The 17,302-nt window shown below is 38.3% G+C and carries 16 protein-coding genes; 3 read left to right on the plus strand and 13 right to left on the minus strand.

The genetic code is table 11. The annotated features are described in order from the left end of the window. Positions 1–29: 29 nt before the first annotated feature. From RBL01_RS08930 to sfsA, 3 genes are read right to left on the minus strand one after another with little or no spacing between them, the layout of a single operon-like run. On the minus strand, positions 30–1,307 hold the full coding sequence (locus RBL01_RS08930; RefSeq protein WP_043902468.1) for a DEAD/DEAH box helicase: 1,278 nt from the start codon (positions 1,305–1,307) through the stop codon (positions 30–32). Beyond that, positions 1,307–2,320 (minus strand): Gfo/Idh/MocA family oxidoreductase, encoded by a 1,014-nt coding sequence (locus tag RBL01_RS08935; protein WP_307781092.1) that lies wholly within the window; start codon positions 2,318–2,320, stop codon positions 1,307–1,309. The genes RBL01_RS08930 and RBL01_RS08935 overlap by 1 nt, the downstream gene beginning before the upstream one ends. 15 nt (positions 2,321–2,335) lie before the next feature. Then, positions 2,336–3,064, minus strand: coding sequence for a DNA/RNA nuclease SfsA (sfsA, locus tag RBL01_RS08940; protein WP_002327162.1), 729 nt, complete (start codon positions 3,062–3,064; stop codon positions 2,336–2,338). Positions 3,065–3,228: 164 nt separating this feature from the next. Here sfsA and RBL01_RS08945 point away from each other — a divergent pair, with 164 nt between their 5' ends. The 3 genes from RBL01_RS08945 to zwf all read left to right on the plus strand — a co-directional run bounded on the left by RBL01_RS08945 (position 3,229) and on the right by zwf (position 5,942). After that, on the plus strand, positions 3,229–3,570 hold the full coding sequence (locus tag RBL01_RS08945; protein WP_043902469.1) for a DUF4828 domain-containing protein: 342 nt from the start codon (positions 3,229–3,231) through the stop codon (positions 3,568–3,570). Positions 3,571–3,753: 183 nt separating this feature from the next. Then, positions 3,754–4,401, plus strand: a complete 648-nt coding sequence (locus RBL01_RS08950) for a metal-dependent transcriptional regulator (RefSeq protein ID WP_002286616.1) — start codon at positions 3,754–3,756, stop codon at positions 4,399–4,401. Between the two features lie 14 nt (positions 4,402–4,415). Beyond that, positions 4,416–5,942: a glucose-6-phosphate dehydrogenase gene (gene zwf / locus RBL01_RS08955; RefSeq protein ID WP_002327164.1), complete on the plus strand. Its 1,527-nt coding sequence runs from the start codon at positions 4,416–4,418 to the stop codon at positions 5,940–5,942. 48 nt (positions 5,943–5,990) lie between these two features. Here the strand turns inward: zwf and ileS are convergent, their stop codons facing one another. The 10 genes from ileS to murG all read right to left on the minus strand — a co-directional run bounded on the left by ileS (position 5,991) and on the right by murG (position 17,287). After that, positions 5,991–8,789 (minus strand): isoleucine--tRNA ligase, encoded by a 2,799-nt coding sequence (ileS, locus tag RBL01_RS08960; protein ID WP_002327165.1) that lies wholly within the window; start codon positions 8,787–8,789, stop codon positions 5,991–5,993. A 261-nt stretch (positions 8,790–9,050) separates the two neighbouring features. Continuing rightward, complete coding sequence (locus tag RBL01_RS08965) at positions 9,051–9,758, minus strand: DivIVA domain-containing protein (RefSeq protein WP_002286622.1); 708 nt, start codon at positions 9,756–9,758, stop codon at positions 9,051–9,053. Positions 9,759–9,778: 20 nt separating this feature from the next. Continuing rightward, positions 9,779–10,561, minus strand: a complete 783-nt coding sequence (locus tag RBL01_RS08970) for an RNA-binding protein (RefSeq protein ID WP_307781093.1) — start codon at positions 10,559–10,561, stop codon at positions 9,779–9,781. 48 nt (positions 10,562–10,609) lie between these two features. Next, positions 10,610–10,888 (minus strand): YggT family protein, encoded by a 279-nt coding sequence (locus tag RBL01_RS08975; protein WP_374047770.1) that lies wholly within the window; start codon positions 10,886–10,888, stop codon positions 10,610–10,612. A 23-nt stretch (positions 10,889–10,911) separates the two neighbouring features. Next, positions 10,912–11,511 carry a cell division protein SepF gene (locus RBL01_RS08980; RefSeq protein ID WP_002286627.1) on the minus strand — a complete coding sequence of 200 codons (600 nt, stop codon included), beginning with the start codon at positions 11,509–11,511 and terminating at the stop codon, positions 10,912–10,914. 13 nt (positions 11,512–11,524) lie between these two features. After that, positions 11,525–12,202: a YggS family pyridoxal phosphate-dependent enzyme gene (locus RBL01_RS08985; RefSeq protein ID WP_002286628.1), complete on the minus strand. Its 678-nt coding sequence runs from the start codon at positions 12,200–12,202 to the stop codon at positions 11,525–11,527. A gap of 16 nt (positions 12,203–12,218) precedes the next feature. Further along, positions 12,219–13,460 carry a cell division protein FtsZ gene (gene ftsZ / locus RBL01_RS08990; RefSeq protein WP_002286629.1) on the minus strand — a complete coding sequence of 414 codons (1,242 nt, stop codon included), beginning with the start codon at positions 13,458–13,460 and terminating at the stop codon, positions 12,219–12,221. A gap of 22 nt (positions 13,461–13,482) precedes the next feature. Next, entirely contained in the window at positions 13,483–14,808 is a 1,326-nt protein-coding gene (gene ftsA, locus RBL01_RS08995) for a cell division protein FtsA (RefSeq protein WP_002286631.1), read from the minus strand. 155 nt (positions 14,809–14,963) lie between these two features. Further along, entirely contained in the window at positions 14,964–16,184 is a 1,221-nt protein-coding gene (locus RBL01_RS09000; protein WP_002324422.1) for a cell division protein FtsQ/DivIB, read from the minus strand. Between the two features lie 14 nt (positions 16,185–16,198). Beyond that, the gene (gene murG / locus RBL01_RS09005) at positions 16,199–17,287 is read right to left on the minus strand and encodes an undecaprenyldiphospho-muramoylpentapeptide beta-N-acetylglucosaminyltransferase (RefSeq protein WP_307781094.1); all 1,089 of its coding nucleotides are present in this window, start codon (positions 17,285–17,287) and stop codon (positions 16,199–16,201) included. Positions 17,288–17,302: the final 15 nt, after the last annotated feature.

Below are 17,302 nucleotides of genomic sequence, written 5' to 3' on the forward strand. Positions count from 1 at the left end.
GTTTTCATAATCATAGCATAAAAAGGCGCTTATTTGCGCCTTGCTCCTTTATTTCTCTCTTTTTTTGATTTATTTTTAACTTTTTTTCTTATTTTTTCTTTGTTATATTCTGGGTTCTGCTCCTTTCCAGAAAAAGTTTTCGCATACTTTTTATTTACTGCAGGAGCTGCATCTTCTTTGGTTGGCTGCTCAGTTTGCAGCTTACCTCCGTATAAAAAAATCTCTTCAAGTGTTATATTTGATGGACGTAAAAGCCGTTTTAAATCTCTTAGATTATTATCTTGTACGAGTGTAATTACTATTCCTTCATTACCCATTCGACCAGTTCTTCCCGAACGATGCAAATAAGCTTCTTCACTTAACGGAACTTCTGCATTCACTACATAAGGAAGACTTGTAATATCTAAACCTCTAGCCGCCACATCTGTGGTCAAAAGTGCTCTGACCATTTTCTTTTTGAATTGTTCTAGCGCTGCTTTTCGGAGTAGCTTGTTCTGATCAGAGGCCAGACTTCCTACCGGTACACCTCTATACAGCAATTTTTCTTCCATTACGCCTAATTCAGTCAGTTGATTAAAGAAAATCAGACCATGAAAATCTTCTATATGCGTGAGACGTCTCAAGTAGTCATCTTTCTTTCGTATCGGTACACGTAAAAAGTAATGTCTCAGTCCTTTTCGAGAATCGTCCTCTGCTGTCACGTCAATTGTCTCAAACGTTTTCCCAGTGATTTTTTCAATGCTTTCAAGGGAACGATCTGCTGTCGCTGAAAAAAAAGCTAGCTGATACTCTGTTGGAGCTTGATGAAGAATTTGATCAATGATTTGGCTGTTCCCAGCGTCAAATAGCTGGTCTGCTTCATCAAATACCATTGTTTTCACTTGATGTGCTTTTATTTTTTTTGCTTTCATCAATTCTAATATTCTTCCTGGTGTACCAATCAAGATTTCTGGTTTTTTCTTCAACCCCTCAATCTGACGTTTGACGTTGGCTCCGCCCACCAAAGATTGGACTTTCAACTCTTTGTCTTTTCCCCATTCACGTGCAACATCTGCTACTTGAATAGCTAGTTCTTGAGAAGAAGCAAAAATGACCAACGCACTTGCTTCACCTGGTTCCACGTTTAGTAGTAGAGGCCAAAGATAAGCCAGTGTTTTACCTGAACCTGTAGGAGAAACCGCTACTATACTTTGTTTATTACTTAGTGGCTGAAAAACTGCTCGTTGAATAAGAGAAGGTGAGACAAACCCTTTATCCTCATATTTTTTCTGCCAATTTTCGGGAAATACTTGTACAAATTCGTTCATTAAAAATCTTCCTCATTATCTGCATCGAATTTTATGCCGCCATTTTTTCTTAAATCATAAATCACTTGGTTCACATTTCTAGCTAGCTCGATCCACTCTTCATACAACAATCCCCAAGCTGGATCTTTCGGATGAGTCATGACATTGGCAAAATCCTCTGCTTCATCTGCCATTGGATTTTCTGCAGCTGTTACCGCCAAATCAATGATTTCTTTGTGCGCGCGATCATGAAATTGTGCTTGTTCAATTGCATTGACTCCATTCATCACTAGCGTTCCTGAGTCAAAATAAATCTCTGACGGTAAATAAGAATCACCGATTTTACCTGGCTGGATCGATACATCAAAATTCTCATAACGTAAGATCCCCCATCCAAGACCATCTACACCAGTAGAAATCTTTCTTGGGAAATAATGGACTTCTTTTGGCATTCCAAACCAAGCAACAGCTGCATATACAAGGTAAACACCTAAATCCATCAATGCACCACCTGAGAAATGAGTCGAGAAGATATTCGGTTCTTCTCCATCTAATACTTGGTCATAGCGCGAAGAATATTTCATATAGCTGAAATTTGCACCGATTATCTCGTCTTTTAATGGTAAGTAATCGGCAATCTTTTTAAAACCTGATTCATGGATATTTCTTGCTGCTTCAAAAAAATACACATTGTGTTCATTTGCCAAATGGATGATTTCATCCATTTCTTTTGGCGTCAAAAAAGCTGGCTTTTCAACTATCACATTTTTTCCTGCCAAAATTGCTTGCTTAGCTTGACTAAAGTGAAGACTATTCGGAGAAGCAATATAAATGGTGTCCATATGAGTAATATTGAAAAAAGTCTTCAAATCTGTTGCGAATTCGATATCCCCTTCATAATGAGAACCAAATTCCTGTGCTTTTTCCAAATGTCTAGAATATACCGCTGTCAATTCATATTTTTTTGTTCTTAAAGCTGCTTGGACAAATTGATGAGTAATCCAATTTGTTCCGATAATACCTAAGTTGATCATTATTTTACCTTCTTTCTATTGTATAGGATCTTCATAAGGGATATCTACATCAAATAGAATGGCCTGCTTGACAGTTACCTCATCTGCCGATACTTGACAATTATAGGCGAGGATTTGAACTCCGCTTTGCTGCGCATGTCGAACCATATCAGCTAGTGCTGGTTGCATTTCTTCATGGATCGTTGCCAGATGAAGATGTTCGAATTGAGCAATAAACAAGACATAAGCGGCATAACCATCTTGTGCGGCATACGTTAATTCTCCTATATGTTTCAATCCTCTGAGTGTGGGCGCATCAGGAAAAGCACCAATCGCTTTATTTTCAAGTGTCATACCTTTGACTTCAACAAATGCTTTTTGTCCGACCACCGTCTCTAAATAAATATCAAATTTGGAGTGAAGATAAGTTACTTCACGCTTGTATACCGTAAATGGACCAGTTAATCCTGGTAAAAGGATCGTGCCGTCTAAAATACCATCAATTGCCAGCCGATTAGGCAATTGACTATCGATATTAAACCAGTCACCCTTCTTTTTTACAGCAATCAGATCATAGGCGGTTTTCCGTTTAGGTCCAGGAGCAAATACAATAGCCACTTCAGCGCCTGGTATCAGGACCTCTTTTCCTCTACCTGTATTTTTGACATGCGCAATAATTATTTCTCCGTCTTTTTTCATACAATGTGCTATAAACCGATTCGGGCGGTCAATAAAAAAAGCTATTTCCACTTGCTGATACTTCAAATTATGTCACCTTTCTTCCTACTATGTATCCTATCATAATTTGTAGAAAAACAGTAAAAAAACCAGTCGAAAGTCTTAGAGAAATTTTAGCTTTTATTCGGTACAATAAATTAAAGAAGAAAGAATGTTTCTATACGATTATTTTCTCATAAAGGAGTGATTTGGTGATAAAAAAAATGATCTATTTTCTTGGTTCACTCATTACCGTTTTCTCAAGTTTTATTTACTTGAAAAAGAAAAAACAAGCGGAAAAGTCAGAAGGACTCTCAAAGTATCAAGGTACATGGTTCTTTAGTGATAGCCAGCAAAAACAACAATTACAGATTACATCTGATTACACGTTTTTGATCAACGGTCAGTCTCTTGGCACATCTGTGGTAGAAATAGATGAATATCGTTTAGTCGTACGTGATCAGTATGGTTTTTATCTTATCTTTTCTTATCCCGAACAAACTCTTTATGACGAATCTGCAGACACTTCATATAAGTTGTTATCTGAAAAATAGATCCCTCCCAATGTATATATATATCCTTTATAAACGAAAGAATGAGTCTTCTCTATCATCTTTCGTTTTTTGTTGTAAAAACGTCTAAAAATCCTTTGTTTTTTATTTAGAAAAATAGTCAATTAACGTTTTTTTTGTTACACTTACTAATGATGGTTTTTTACCATGAAAGGATGATCGAATATGACACCAAATCGAGAAGATTATTTGAAAATCATTTTAGAACTAGGTGGAGATACAACGAAAGTCAACAATAAACAAATCGTATCTAGTCTAGATGTCTCAGCTGCATCTGTCAGTGAAATGATTTCTAAACTTGTGAAAGAAGAGCTTGTAGAACATTCCCCTTATCAAGGTGTACAATTGACTGCAAGCGGACTGCAAAAAGCTAGCAGTCTGATTCGTAAACATCGCTTATGGGAAGTTTTTTTAGTTGAACATTTAGACTATAGCTGGAATGAAGTCCACGATGATGCTGAAGTATTGGAACATGTGACTTCGGAACATCTTGCAGATCATTTAGAAAACTATTTGAATCATCCTGAACATTGTCCTCATGGAGGATCGATTCCTAAAAAAGAGGAAGTCGTCCATGAAGAACGCCGACAAACATTGGAGTCCTATCCTGTCGGTACAAAAGTGCGTATCGCGCGAGTGCTTGATGAAAAAGAATTGTTGGATTACTTAGTCACTATTGACCTGAATATCAACGAAGAATATGAGATCGTTGACATCGCAGCTTATGAAGGACCGATCACTATCCAAAATGATAGAAAGAAAATCCCCGTCAGCTTCAAGGCGGCCAGCACAATTTTTGTCGATAAAATATAAAGGAGTGTATCCACATGTCTAATGAAAAAAATGTATTGTTTACGATATTCGGCGGTACAGGTGACCTAGCCCAGCGTAAATTGTACCCGTCTTTGTTCCGCCTTTACAGAAAAGGAAATTTAGGTGAGCATTTTGCTGTAATCGGAACCGCTCGCCGTCCCTGGAGCAATGAGCACTACCGTGAAGTTGTCAAAGAAACAATCCGTGCATTGAATCCTTCAGATGAAGAAGCAACTACCTTTGCAAGCCATTTTTACTATCAATCCCATGATGTAAATGATTCAACGCATTATCAGACATTAAAAGAATTGTCTGACCGATTAGATGGACACTATCAATTAAACGGTAATCGTGTCTATTATTTGGCTATGGCACCTCAATTTTTTGGAACGATCGTTTCTCATTTGAAATCACAAAATATTATGACAAAAAATGGCTTCAATCGTTTGATCATAGAAAAACCGTTCGGTTCTGATTACCAGTCTGCTTTTGAATTGAACCAGCAAATCAGAGAAGTATTCCCAGAACAAGATATTTTTAGGATTGATCATTATTTAGGAAAAGAAATGATCCAAAACATCTCAGCTATCCGTTTTGCCAATAATATTTTTGAGGCTCAATGGAACAATCGCTATATCGACAATATCCAAATTACTTTTGGCGAAAACCTCGGTGTAGAAGATCGCGGGGGCTACTACGATCATAGTGGCGCACTTAAAGACATGGTGCAAAATCATATTTTACAGGTTGTAGCATTACTTGCAATGGAACCGCCAGTAGCATTTTCCGAAAAAGAAATCCGTACAGAAAAGATCAAAGCATTGAAAGCTATCCGCATTTATAACGAAGAAGAAGTGTTAGAAAACTTCGTTCGCGGGCAATATGCTCAAGGTGAATTGGATGGTGTACAATTCAAGGGCTATCGCGAAGAAGACAAAGTGGATGCTCAATCAGAGACTGAAACATTCGTCGCAGGCAAATTCACTATCGACAACTTCCGTTGGTCAGGTGTTCCTTTCTATGTACGTACAGGCAAACGTTTGACTGAAAAAGGGACTCGGATCAACATCGTATTCAAACAAGTTCCTGTTAATGTATTCAAAACATCTGTCGATGAACCATGTGACGATACGACACTTCCACCTAATGTTCTAACGATCTATATTCAGCCAACTGAAGGATTTTCTTTATCCTTGAATGGGAAAGAAGTAGGGCAAGGATTTGAAACGGAACCAATCAAATTGGAATTTAGAAATAGTGCAGAAATGGTTGAAAATAGCCCAGAAGCTTACGAAAAATTACTATTAGATGCGTTGAATGGTGATGGAACGAACTTCTCTCATTGGGAAGAAGTCGCTCAATCTTGGCATATCGTGGATGTCATTCGAAAAGCTTGGGACCAAACACAACCGGATTTTCCCAACTACAAAGCTGGATCAATGGGACCTAAAGCAGCTTTCGAACTACTTGAAAAAGACGGATTCGAATGGATCTGGCAACCAGATAACTGGTATCGTGAACGTGGAAAATTAAACGATTGATAACAAAAGGGGGTGTGACAAAGAACATGTCACACCCCCTTTTCCCTTTTACTTTTCTTCGAATCCTTCAGCTACAGCTTCGGGATAGAAGTCTTCAACGATTTTTGCACAACGACCGCATAGATGAGGAAGTTTTTCATCTACTCCTACATCTTTACGAACTTGGCGACAGCGATCGCAAGTTTCCCCGTCTGCTTTTTCCACTGTAATAGCAACATCATCAAATACCATAGCGTTATCTGGCACTTGTTCATCTGCTGCCATAACTTCAAAGTAGTCTGGTGAAACGATCAATAATTGTGCAATATCTGCATCCAAAGCTTTTAACATTTCACGAACTTGTTGTTTTGGATAAACAGTTAGTTTTGCTTCCAAAGATTTACCAATCAATTTGCTGTTTCTTGCTTCTTCCAATGCTTTTAAGACATTATCACGGAAGTCCATGAAAGCAGTCCAGGTATCCATCAATTCTTCTTGGTTTGCAAACTCTTCATAACCAGGAAACTCGCTTAACTGAACGTACTCCTCTTCTTCTTTCAGGAATGACCAGATTTCTTCTGCTGTATGCGGAATGATAGGAGTCAATAATTTTGTCAAAGCTACAGCTGTTTGATAGAAAACAGTTTGCATGCAACGACGTTGATAATCATCTTCTGCTTCAATATAAACTACATCTTTAGCAAAATCCAGGTAGAATGACGATAGATCAACCGTCAAGAAGTTCATAACTGTACGGTAAATATGCATGAAGTTATATTTGTCGTACCCTTCTTCTCGGATTTCTTTGATTACTTGGTTCAATCGAACGGTCATATATTTGTCTACAGAACGTAAATCATTGTACGAAACAGTATCTTTTTTAGGATCGAAATCTTCTGTATTCGCTAATAAGAAACGCATCGTATTTCTGATTTTACGATATACTTCTGCCACTTGACTTAAGATATCCATAGAAACACGAACATCTGCTTCATAATCTACACTAGATACCCATAAGCGAAGGATATCTGCACCAAATTGTTTGATCACTTTTTCTGGTGCAATGATGTTTCCTAAAGATTTACTCATCTTACGGCCTTCACCATCTAAAGCAAATCCTTGAGAAATAACTGATTTGTATGGTGCTACACCATTGATAGCCACACTAGTCGTGATACTTGAGTTGAACCAGCCACGATATTGGTCTGATCCTTCTAAATACATATCTGCTGGGAATGATAATTCTGGTCGCTGACGTAAAACAGCTTCATGAGAAGAACCAGAATCAAACCAGACATCCATGATATCTTTTTCTTTTGTAAATTCGCCATTAGGAGAACCTGGGTGGGTAAATCCTTCAGGAAGAAGTTCTTTCGCTTCTTTTTCAAACCAGATAATTGATCCATGTTCAGCAAATAATTTTGCCACATGTTCGATTGTTTCTGGTGTGATGATTGCTTCTCCATTTTCAGCATAGAAAATCGGAAGTGGTACTCCCCATGCACGCTGACGGGAAATTACCCAATCGCCGCGGTCACGGATCATATTATACAAACGTGTTTTACCCCATGGGATAACCCACTTTACTTTTTCTACTTCATCCAAAATATTCTGACGGAATTTATCGATAGATGCAAACCATTGTGGAGTTGCACGATAGATCACAGGTTTTTTAGTCCGCCAATCGTGAGGATAACTATGAGTAAAGAAATCTAGCTTCAGCAAAGCTCCTTTTTCTTTTAATAGATCAGTAATCATAGGATTTGCTTTGTCATAAAAGATTCCTTCAAATCCAGGTGCTTCTTCTGTAAACAATCCTTTTGAGTCTACAGGTGACACTACAGATAGTTTATATTTGCTACCAGCGATATAGTCATCTTCCCCATGTCCTGGAGCAGTATGGACTAATCCAGTACCAGCGTCTAAAGTAACATGATCGCCTAAAATCACAAGTGATTCACGTTCATAGAATGGATGACTTGCAGTCATATATTCCATTTCTTGTCCAGCAAATTCTTTTAGAACTGTTACATTTTCCCAACCGATTTCTGATTGGACTGTTTCTAGCAAATCTTTCGCTACGACAAACTTACGACCATCGGCTTCCACCAATACATACGTAAATTTTGGATTTACAGCAATACCTTGGTTTGCTGGCAATGTCCATGGTGTTGTCGTCCAAATGACAAAAGCTGTATCTTCATCAAGAATATCTTTGCCGTCTTTGACATTGAAAGCTACAAAAATAGATGGAGATTTTACATCTTTATATTCAATTTCAGCTTCCGCTAAAGAAGACTCACTTGACGGAGACCAGTAAATTGGTTTCAATCCTTTGTAAATATAGCCTTTTTCAGCCATTTTACCAAATACGCGTACTTGTGCAGCTTCATAAGAAGGATCTAATGTAACATAAGGATGTTCCCAATCTCCTGCAACTCCTAGGCGTTTGAAATCTGCTCGTTGCTTATCTACTTGGGAAAGTGCATATTCACGACATTTTTCCAAGTATTCTGCCATGGACATTTCTTTACGTTTCACGCCTTTATTAGCCAATACTTGTTCAATCGGCAATCCATGTGTATCCCATCCTGGAACATATGGTGCACGATAGCCAGACATTGATTTTGAACGAATGATAATGTCTTTACTGATTTTATTCAATGAATGTCCTAAATGGATATTACCATTGGCATATGGAGGTCCATCATGAAGAACAAAGCTAGGTTTTCCTTCGTTCAACTCTTGTCTTTTTTGGTAGATTCGATTTTCTTCCCATTCTTTTTGCCACTCGCCTTCTCGGTTTGGCAAATTACCACGCATAGGGAATTTTGTTTTTCCTAATTGCAAGGTTTCTTTCATTTTCATTCAACCATACACTCCTTTATTTGTTTTCCGGACACAAAAAAGCATGTTCAGCCGCAAGGGACGAACATGCCGTGGTACCACCCAAATTTAGTTGCATCTATCTAGTGCAAACTCTCTGTGACCAATAACGAGGTCAGCCGCTGCTTCTTACTCTAATTTCGGAAAAGCAGGTCTCAAGTAGAGGATCTTTCACCATGCAGTGTCTTACCGAACTTCCACTCTCATCGGCTCGCTTTAAGAATAACAAAGTGCTTTTCTGTTCTACTCGTTTTCATTTTCACCAGGCACGATCGAGATATCAATAGCCTGTGTATCAAATGCCGTCATAGGTGCTTCTATGACTCCTGTGTCTGAGTTTACATCAGTATCATTTTCATTGTCAAGCTGTTTTGCTAAAACTTCTTTGATCACTTCATGGCTGTCAGTCACGTAGCTGGAGAATGGTTGTAAAATTTCATCCCATTCCGGACTTTTCACTTGTTCTAATTGAGACTCAAGCATCAAGCTGATACGTTGATGGAATACTCGTGTTTTTTTCTTAAGATCTTCAGTTTCTGTCGCAAGCTGTCTTGCTTTTTCTGTTGCATCTGTCAAAATTTTTCTTGCTTTTTCTTCTGCATCAGTTGTTAATTGATGTGCACGTTTTTCAGCGTTCGCAACTAACTCATCTGCTTTGTTTTGTGCAGAAGTAACGATCACTTCGGATTCCTTGCTTGCACTTGTTTTTACTTTATCAGCCGTATCTTGAGCTACGATGATTGATTGGTTCAAAGCATCTTTTAATTCATTGAAGTACTCAAGTTTTTCTTCAGAATGTTTGACTGCTTTTTCTAATTCTCGATTTCTTTGAGTCAATTCCTCATAGTCACGAACAACTAAATCTAAGAAATCATCTACTTCGTCTTGATTATATCCCCGCATTTTTGTCGGGAATGTCTTATTTTGGATATCTAATGGAGTTAAAGCCATGAGTAAACCACCTTTTTATTTTATTTACGTAATACACCGAACAGTACCCTGTACTTTTCTTTTTTCGTCTTCCCCTCAAGTTCTTGGATCTGGACTCTGCCATAACCTCTGACTGAAATAATATCTAATAGTTCAAGTACAAAATCAGGTCTTGTATTTTCTGTCCAGTTCACTTTTACTTTACCAGCTTCGATCAGCTGCTTGGACCGCTGTCTGGAAATATTATAAATCTCAGAGATCACACTGTCTAGTCGCATGGAACTAACTGTTCCTCTTTCTTGTGTCCAGCTATCTTTCGGCATAATCATTTCTGTGTATTTGATTGGTTCCAAGCGTACAGCAACCTTTCCAATCTTTGTTACTTGTGCAGCAACAAAATGATCCACCTCATTTGCAATAAATACTTGCCAGCGATCACCGTCCGAGATGATATCGCCAAAGTAAGAGCGTTTGATCCCCGTTCCCACTAAAGTTCCAAGGATTTTCCCATGACTTAGGCTGGCAAATTTGCTAGGATAATGGATTTCATACAATGCTGTTTCAAAATCTTCCTCTACAGGTTCGTAATAATCGGGGAAAATCAAACATCTTTTTCTTTCTGCCTGTTCATATCCGCCATAAAACATGAAACGCAAATTACTGCTTTGTCGAATCAGTGTTTCTAAAATATAAGATTGTCTTGGGTCAAGAAATTCGGTCAGATAGGGTGCATATTGTCCTTGAACTTGTTCAATCCAATCGCCTACCGAATCGATAAATGTACGTTCATCTGCCCGAAAGTGCTGGTATACATTTGCATCCAAAATTTTCCCCTCCTATCTATTCTGAGAATAAAGATTTTGTTGCTTCAATCAATAAACTAAATGGACAGTTATCCATATAACGATCTGTGCTAAACCTTGTACGGCTAAGTTCAAGGTCAGGATTGCCACTAAAATTGTGAAATCCAAGGGTCCAATCCTCAAAGGCAGACGATCGAACAAACTGATATACGGTTCGCAGATCTTAGCTAATAATCCTCCTAGCCCTGATTGATACCCGCCTGGAAACCAAGAGAGCAATGCATATACCATCAAGATAATGCTATAGAAATAGGCTGCCCGTTGAAGTAAATGAAGTAATAGTGCAATAGTATAAATCGTAGTTCCTCCTCTTACAGATCAAACAAATTCGCATCTGCAAAAGATTGAGCGGTTGAACTGTCAATCTCCATCCCAGTCGGTGTACAAAGAAAAATCTCATCTCCAACACGTTTGATATCTCCATCTAGTGCATAAACTGTTCCTGTTAGAAAATCAACGATTCTTCTCGCTTGTTTTTCTTCTACTAAATGAAAATTCACTAAGGTTGCTTCTCCAGCAATGATTCGTTTAGCAATCGCCATAGCTTCAGAATAAGCTCTTGGTTCCATTACAGTGATTTTTCCAGCAAGATTTGCTTTAGGTTGTGTAGAGGTTCTTGAAGCTGTTCTTTCTTTCGCTACAGTTTTTGTAGGTGATTGATGTAGTTCAATTACTTTTTTCTTTTCAGCCGGCTGAATACTTTCATGCGTTACAGGACGTGAAGTCGCCGTTTTTTGTTTTTCATGAGTATTCGCAGCAGATACAGAATGAGTTGATTGGTTCTGTGTTGTATTTTTTTTAGTTGGCTGTACAGCCTTTTTTGTTGTTTCAGGATAATCTTGGTATTCGTACTCTTCCTCATCAGCTAATCCGAAAAAATTAGCAATTGCTCCTCTGTTTAAAAGCGGCATTTTTGTTCCTCCTTTATTCGTCTTTGAATAGCGCTGTTCCTACACGGATAAATGTTGCACCTTCTTCAATCGCAATTTGAAAGTCTTGACTCATCCCCATACTTAATTCACTACATGGTGCATGGGCATAACCTTTTGCTTGAACAAGATCACGCAATTCTTTCAGCGTACCAAACACTTTATGGATTTGCTCATCAGAAGCTTCTTTAGGCGCCATAGTCATTAACCCAACAACCTTGATTTTTGTGCAGGCAGCTAAAGATTCCACAAACGGTAAAAGCTCATCTGGTGAAATTCCATGTTTTGATTCCTCACCAGAAACATTTACTTCAATAAAACAGGATAATTCTTTCTCTAACCGCTTCTGGATTTCTTCTGCTAATCTTAAACTGTCCAACGCATGAAAGTAATCAATTTCATTTACAATCAATTTTACCTTTCTGCGCTGTAAATTACCAATTAAATGCCACTTTATTTCAGGAAAATCAAATAAATCTTGTTTCTTTTCTAATAATTTATCTACTCGGTTTTCTGCACAATTCATAACGCCAGCTCTAACCAATTCTTCAGCTTGAGCAGATTCAACAGATTTTGTTACAGCTACTAATGTAACTTCTTTCGGATCACGATGAACAAGAGCACACGAATCCTGAATTTCTTGCTTGATTTTCTGCAAGTTGTCAGCAATCATGTGCTCTTCCTCTCCTTTATTTTTTACGACGGAAAAACGGTGGCGTATTTAATTCATCATCGCCATGAGATTTTGTTTCTTCGCGGTTGAATGTATCAAATTCTTTTTTTTCGATATTGTCAAAATTGGAATCATCAACTCTAGGACGAACATTTTGTTCACGTCTGATATCCCAATCGCCAAAACTGTTTTCTTCTTCTGAAGAAGTTGGTTTAGCTTGATCCATATCTAATACAGTCTTTTGAGCAGGTGATTGCATTTGTGCTTGTCTAGCTGGTCGGCTAGACTTGCGTTCCTTTTTTGATTCATCGATACCTGTTGCGATGACCGTCACACGGATTTCATCGCCCATTTCTTCATTGATAGATGTACCTAGAATGATATTTACATCGCCAGTTGCTGCATTTGCTACGATATCTGAAGCATCTTGTGCTTCGAACAATGTCATATCCAAACCGCCTGTGATGTTAAGAAGTACTTGTTCAGCTCCATCAATAGATGTTTCAAGCAATGGAGAGGAGATTGCTTTTTTCGTTGCTTCTACTACGCGATCTTCTCCACTAGCCACACCGATCCCCATCAATGCTGTACCTTGGTTTTCCATCACTGTTTTCACGTCAGCAAAGTCAAGGTTAACGTAACCTGGCGCTGTGATCAAATCAGAGATACCTTGTACACCTTGTCGTAAAACATTATCTGCTTCACGGAAAGCTTCAAGCATCGGTGTCTTTTTATCTACAACTTCTAATAAACGGTTATTTGAGATAATCAATAATGTATCCACATTTTCTTTCAAACGAGCGATACCTTCTGCAGCAAAACGGCCACGTTTCGGTCCTTCGAAAGTGAATGGACGTGTCACGACACCAACAGTCAATGCGCCCAATTCTTTCGCGATACCTGCAACGATTGGTGCAGCACCTGTACCGGTTCCTCCACCCATTCCTGCAGTGATGAAAATCATATCTGCACCGTCTAAAGCTTCGCGTAAGGATTGTTCACTTTCTTCTGCCGCTTTTTGTCCAACTTCTGGCTGAGAACCAGCACCTAAACCACGAGTATATTTGGGGCCTAATTGGATAACTGTTTCAGCTTTTGAATTTTTTAATGCTTGCACGTCTGTGTTGGCTGTAATGAATTCAACACCTTTAACGTTTTCTTCAATCATTCGGTTTACAGCATTTCCACCGCCACCACCGACTCCGATGACTTTGATTACTGCGCCGTCATTGATATTATTATCAATTGAGAATTCCATATCTTATTCCTCCCTGGATGAATTAATCAAAAATATTTGTAAAGAAACCCTTGATTTTATTTTTTACATTTTCTCCGGACTCTTTTGGTTCCGGCTCATCGTAGATTGTTTCTTCAGGTGCTTCATAGCTCTCATATGTGTTTGTTGTTTCTTGTTCAACTACCATTTGACGAGCTGCTGAGGTTTCACCCGTAACAGCAATTTTTGCCAATTGATACACTTCACTCAAGTTTGCTGAATAATCCACGATACTTATTACATTTGTAAATACCGGGTTTCTCAGCCCCATGTGATTTGGAACATACAATTTTACATTTACGCCGAAGATTTCTTGTGCCAAGTCCACAACACCAGGAAGACTAGCAGCTCCGCCTGTCAATACGACGCCACCTGGCAACTCTAATGCTTCGATTTGGTCCAATGCATCTTTTGCTTTGTTGAAAATCTGTTCCATTCGAGCTGAAATAATTTCTGACAAGTAGCGTTCATCGACTTTCACTGGTTCTGACTGACCAATCACATCTACTGGAAATTCTTCATCTGGTGATGTCCGTTCTGGGTATGCATCACCGTAGTTTATTTTCAACGCTTCTGCATTGTTAAATGACGTATTTAATACAATAGAGATATCTTTAGTGACAAATTCGCCACCTTCTTGGTCAAGATTGGTAAACTTCAATTGCTTATCATGCATAACAGCCGTTGTTGTTTGGCCGCCACCCATATCAATGACGATCGTACCAAAATCTTTTTCTCCGTCAGAAAGAATTGATTCAGTCAGCGCTAAAGGAGTAATCACCATTTCGTTGACGATTAATCCGGCATTTTCCACGCATTTACGTATGTTATGGATGATCGTTTTAGGTCCTGTAAACAACAGACCGTACATTTCTAATCTTACGCCGATCATTCCACGAGGATCTTTGATTCCCTCGAACCCATCGACAGTAAAATCTTGTGGCAATATTGACACGATTTGACGTTCAGGAGGTATTGAACGAACAAGGGCAGCTGAAGCCACATTTCTGACATCTTCATCGGTGATTTCCTTTGAATCTCCGTTAACTGCAATCATTCCCTGGCAATTTTCTACTTCAAGCATGTTTGCTGGCAAACCGACACTTACGCCTTTGATCTGGATACCTGCTTTTTCTTCTGCTTGTCGTACTGCTCGTTGTATCGCTTGGACCGTTTTATCGATATCAACGATAATGCCTCGGTTAATCCCTTCTGATTTTGCGTTTCCTACTCCAATAATATTCATTTGGCTGTCGATATATTCAGCCACGACAACTTTAACAGATGTCGTTCCAATATCAAGGCCTACATACATTCCTGTTTTTGCCATGAATGGGATTCCCTCCTACTTACTATTCCATATACAAGCGAACAACTAGCGTCCGTTTTAAAATATACTTATTAATAGATATATTCACTGCTTCCAATTCTACCATAAATTACTGGTTTTTAGAAAGTACATTCTTACTTTTTAAAGTTGTTTTATCAATTTTCATTTAAACTTGACGGAGTTGTACTTGGATTATCTTCTATTTGACTTGTTTCACTTGAATCATTTGAATCAGATGATCCGTTTGTGTTAGACGATCCAGGTGTTTGTGCTTCTTGCGTTTCTGCCTCTTCACTTGATTCGTTTGTTTGATCCGCATTTTCTTCACTTTCAGTTGTTTCTTCCGATTGGCCCGATTCTTCCGTTTCTTGAGTGCTACCGTAAGGATGCGAGAAGATACCAACTTCCATGTCGATCACACCTTTTTCATCCATATCTTTGGCTACTTGCGAATAATATTTCATTTGGTTCGCAAGATTATTGATATTTACAATAACTTGATTGCCGTCATTCATATTCAATTGGATCAGATTTTTATTACTTGCTCTTGGCGTGTACTTGATTTCAGAAATTGCTTTTTGTAATTCTGATGATAACTGATTGTATTGCTTTGTTAATTCTTTGATTTTTGCAGAGTCTTTGAACTCTTCCAAGATAGGGAGATTTTTTGTAGGATTTGCTACTTTTTCATCTAATACTGTTCCATTTTCAATCACTGGGTAGTACTGATTATTTTTTGCGATCAAAGCAATCTCTTTATATTCTGTTACATCTAAATCGAATTCATTCATCCCTTTGAAATGTATACTTGCTGTTTCGATTCTTGGCTGTGCTTTTTTAAGCCGATCGATATAAGTAGATCGATGAAAATACTGTCCCCAGACATTTTCTCCTAATGACAATTTTGTATCAGAGATGATTTCTTGGCTGTTGACTGTCTTATTGCCTGATACTGCAACTGCTTGTAATTTGCTATAAGGAGAAACATAATAGATCAAAAAAATCAGCGGTATACCCAATATAGTGATGATCAAAGCTAACCGACGAAATAGTACTTTGTGCCGTTGACTTTTTAAATTGGGCAGCCGGTTCAAAAAAGAACCGTTGTATGGCCCACCGTTTTTCTTTTGCTTGATCTCTTCAAAAAATTCGATTTTTTTCTCGGACTGGCTTTCTTCTTGCTGTTCCTCTTGAACCGTTTTTTCTTCTTCAGAATCTGAAAGGGGTGTATCTAATGTTATGTCTTCTTTTTTTGGCTCTTGGTTTTTCATCTCTTGTTCTGCCAGATATTTTCGGTTAGCCTTTTGCCAAGGAGTCAAATTGTTTTCATCAGAAGACGGATGAGACAATTTTTTTGGTTCTTTTTTCTTACTCACTAAGACCACCGCCTTTATTTTTTGATTATTTGTTTTACTAAGTCATAAAGACGTTTTGAAGCATCAGGGATTCCTTGTTCTTTAGAAGCTCGGCACATTTGCTTTTGAAATTCTTCATCACCCATGATTTCGTTGATTGTCTGACTTAGTGATTCACCTGTTAGTTCATTATCTGCAATCATTTTTGCTGCTCCTGCGTGAACAAGACTCATTGCATTTTTAGTCTGATGATCATTCGTAACATATGGGCTGGGAACCAACACTGCCGGTAACCCCAGAGCTGTGAATTCTGCGATCGAAGTTGCACCAGCACGCCCCACCAGCAGATCACTGGAAGCCATGACCTCTGCCATATTTTTGATATAAGGCTGGACACTAATATTTTGTATTTCAGGATTTATTTTATTTAGGATCTCTTCATAATATCTATCTCCTGAAGCATACAAAACTTGGTAAGAAGAAGGAATATATTCACTTAAAAAAACTGATACTGCTTGATTGATTTTAAGTGCTCCTTGACTACCGCCAAAAATCAAGACTGTTTTCTTTTCTGGATCCAAACCAAATGTTTTCAAAATATCTGATTTTTTAGTATCTGCTACTTCTTGTGCTCGAGGATTACCTACAAGAACTGCTTTGTTTTCAGGAAAAAAGGAAGCCGCATCTTTAAATGAAAGAGCGATCCGATCCACATATCGGCTTAAAAATTTATTGGTAACACCTGGTACACTGTTTTGTTCATGGATAATTGTTGGAATACCCATTTTGGCTGCAGCGTACACTACCGCTCCGGAAACATATCCTCCAGTACCGATAACGATATCTGGTTGAAAATCACTGAGGATTTTTTTTGCTTGACGGATACTCTTAAGAAACAATCGGACCGTCTTGATGTTATGCATGGAAATTTTTCGTTTAAATCCTTGAATCTCCAAGGTCTGGAAAGGCATTCCTGTATCAGGCACGATTTTGTTTTCTAGACCTCGTTTTGCTCCCACATACATGAATTCAGCATTCGGTTCTTGAGTCTTTACATAATTGACAAAGGCAAGAGCTGGATAAATATGTCCCCCTGTTCCTCCGCCTGTAACCAAAATTTTCATTTTTTATCGCTCGCT

The organism is Enterococcus sp. SB12, from assembly GCF_030910025.2.
Lineage (GTDB): Bacteria > Bacillota > Bacilli > Lactobacillales > Enterococcaceae > Enterococcus_B > Enterococcus_B faecium.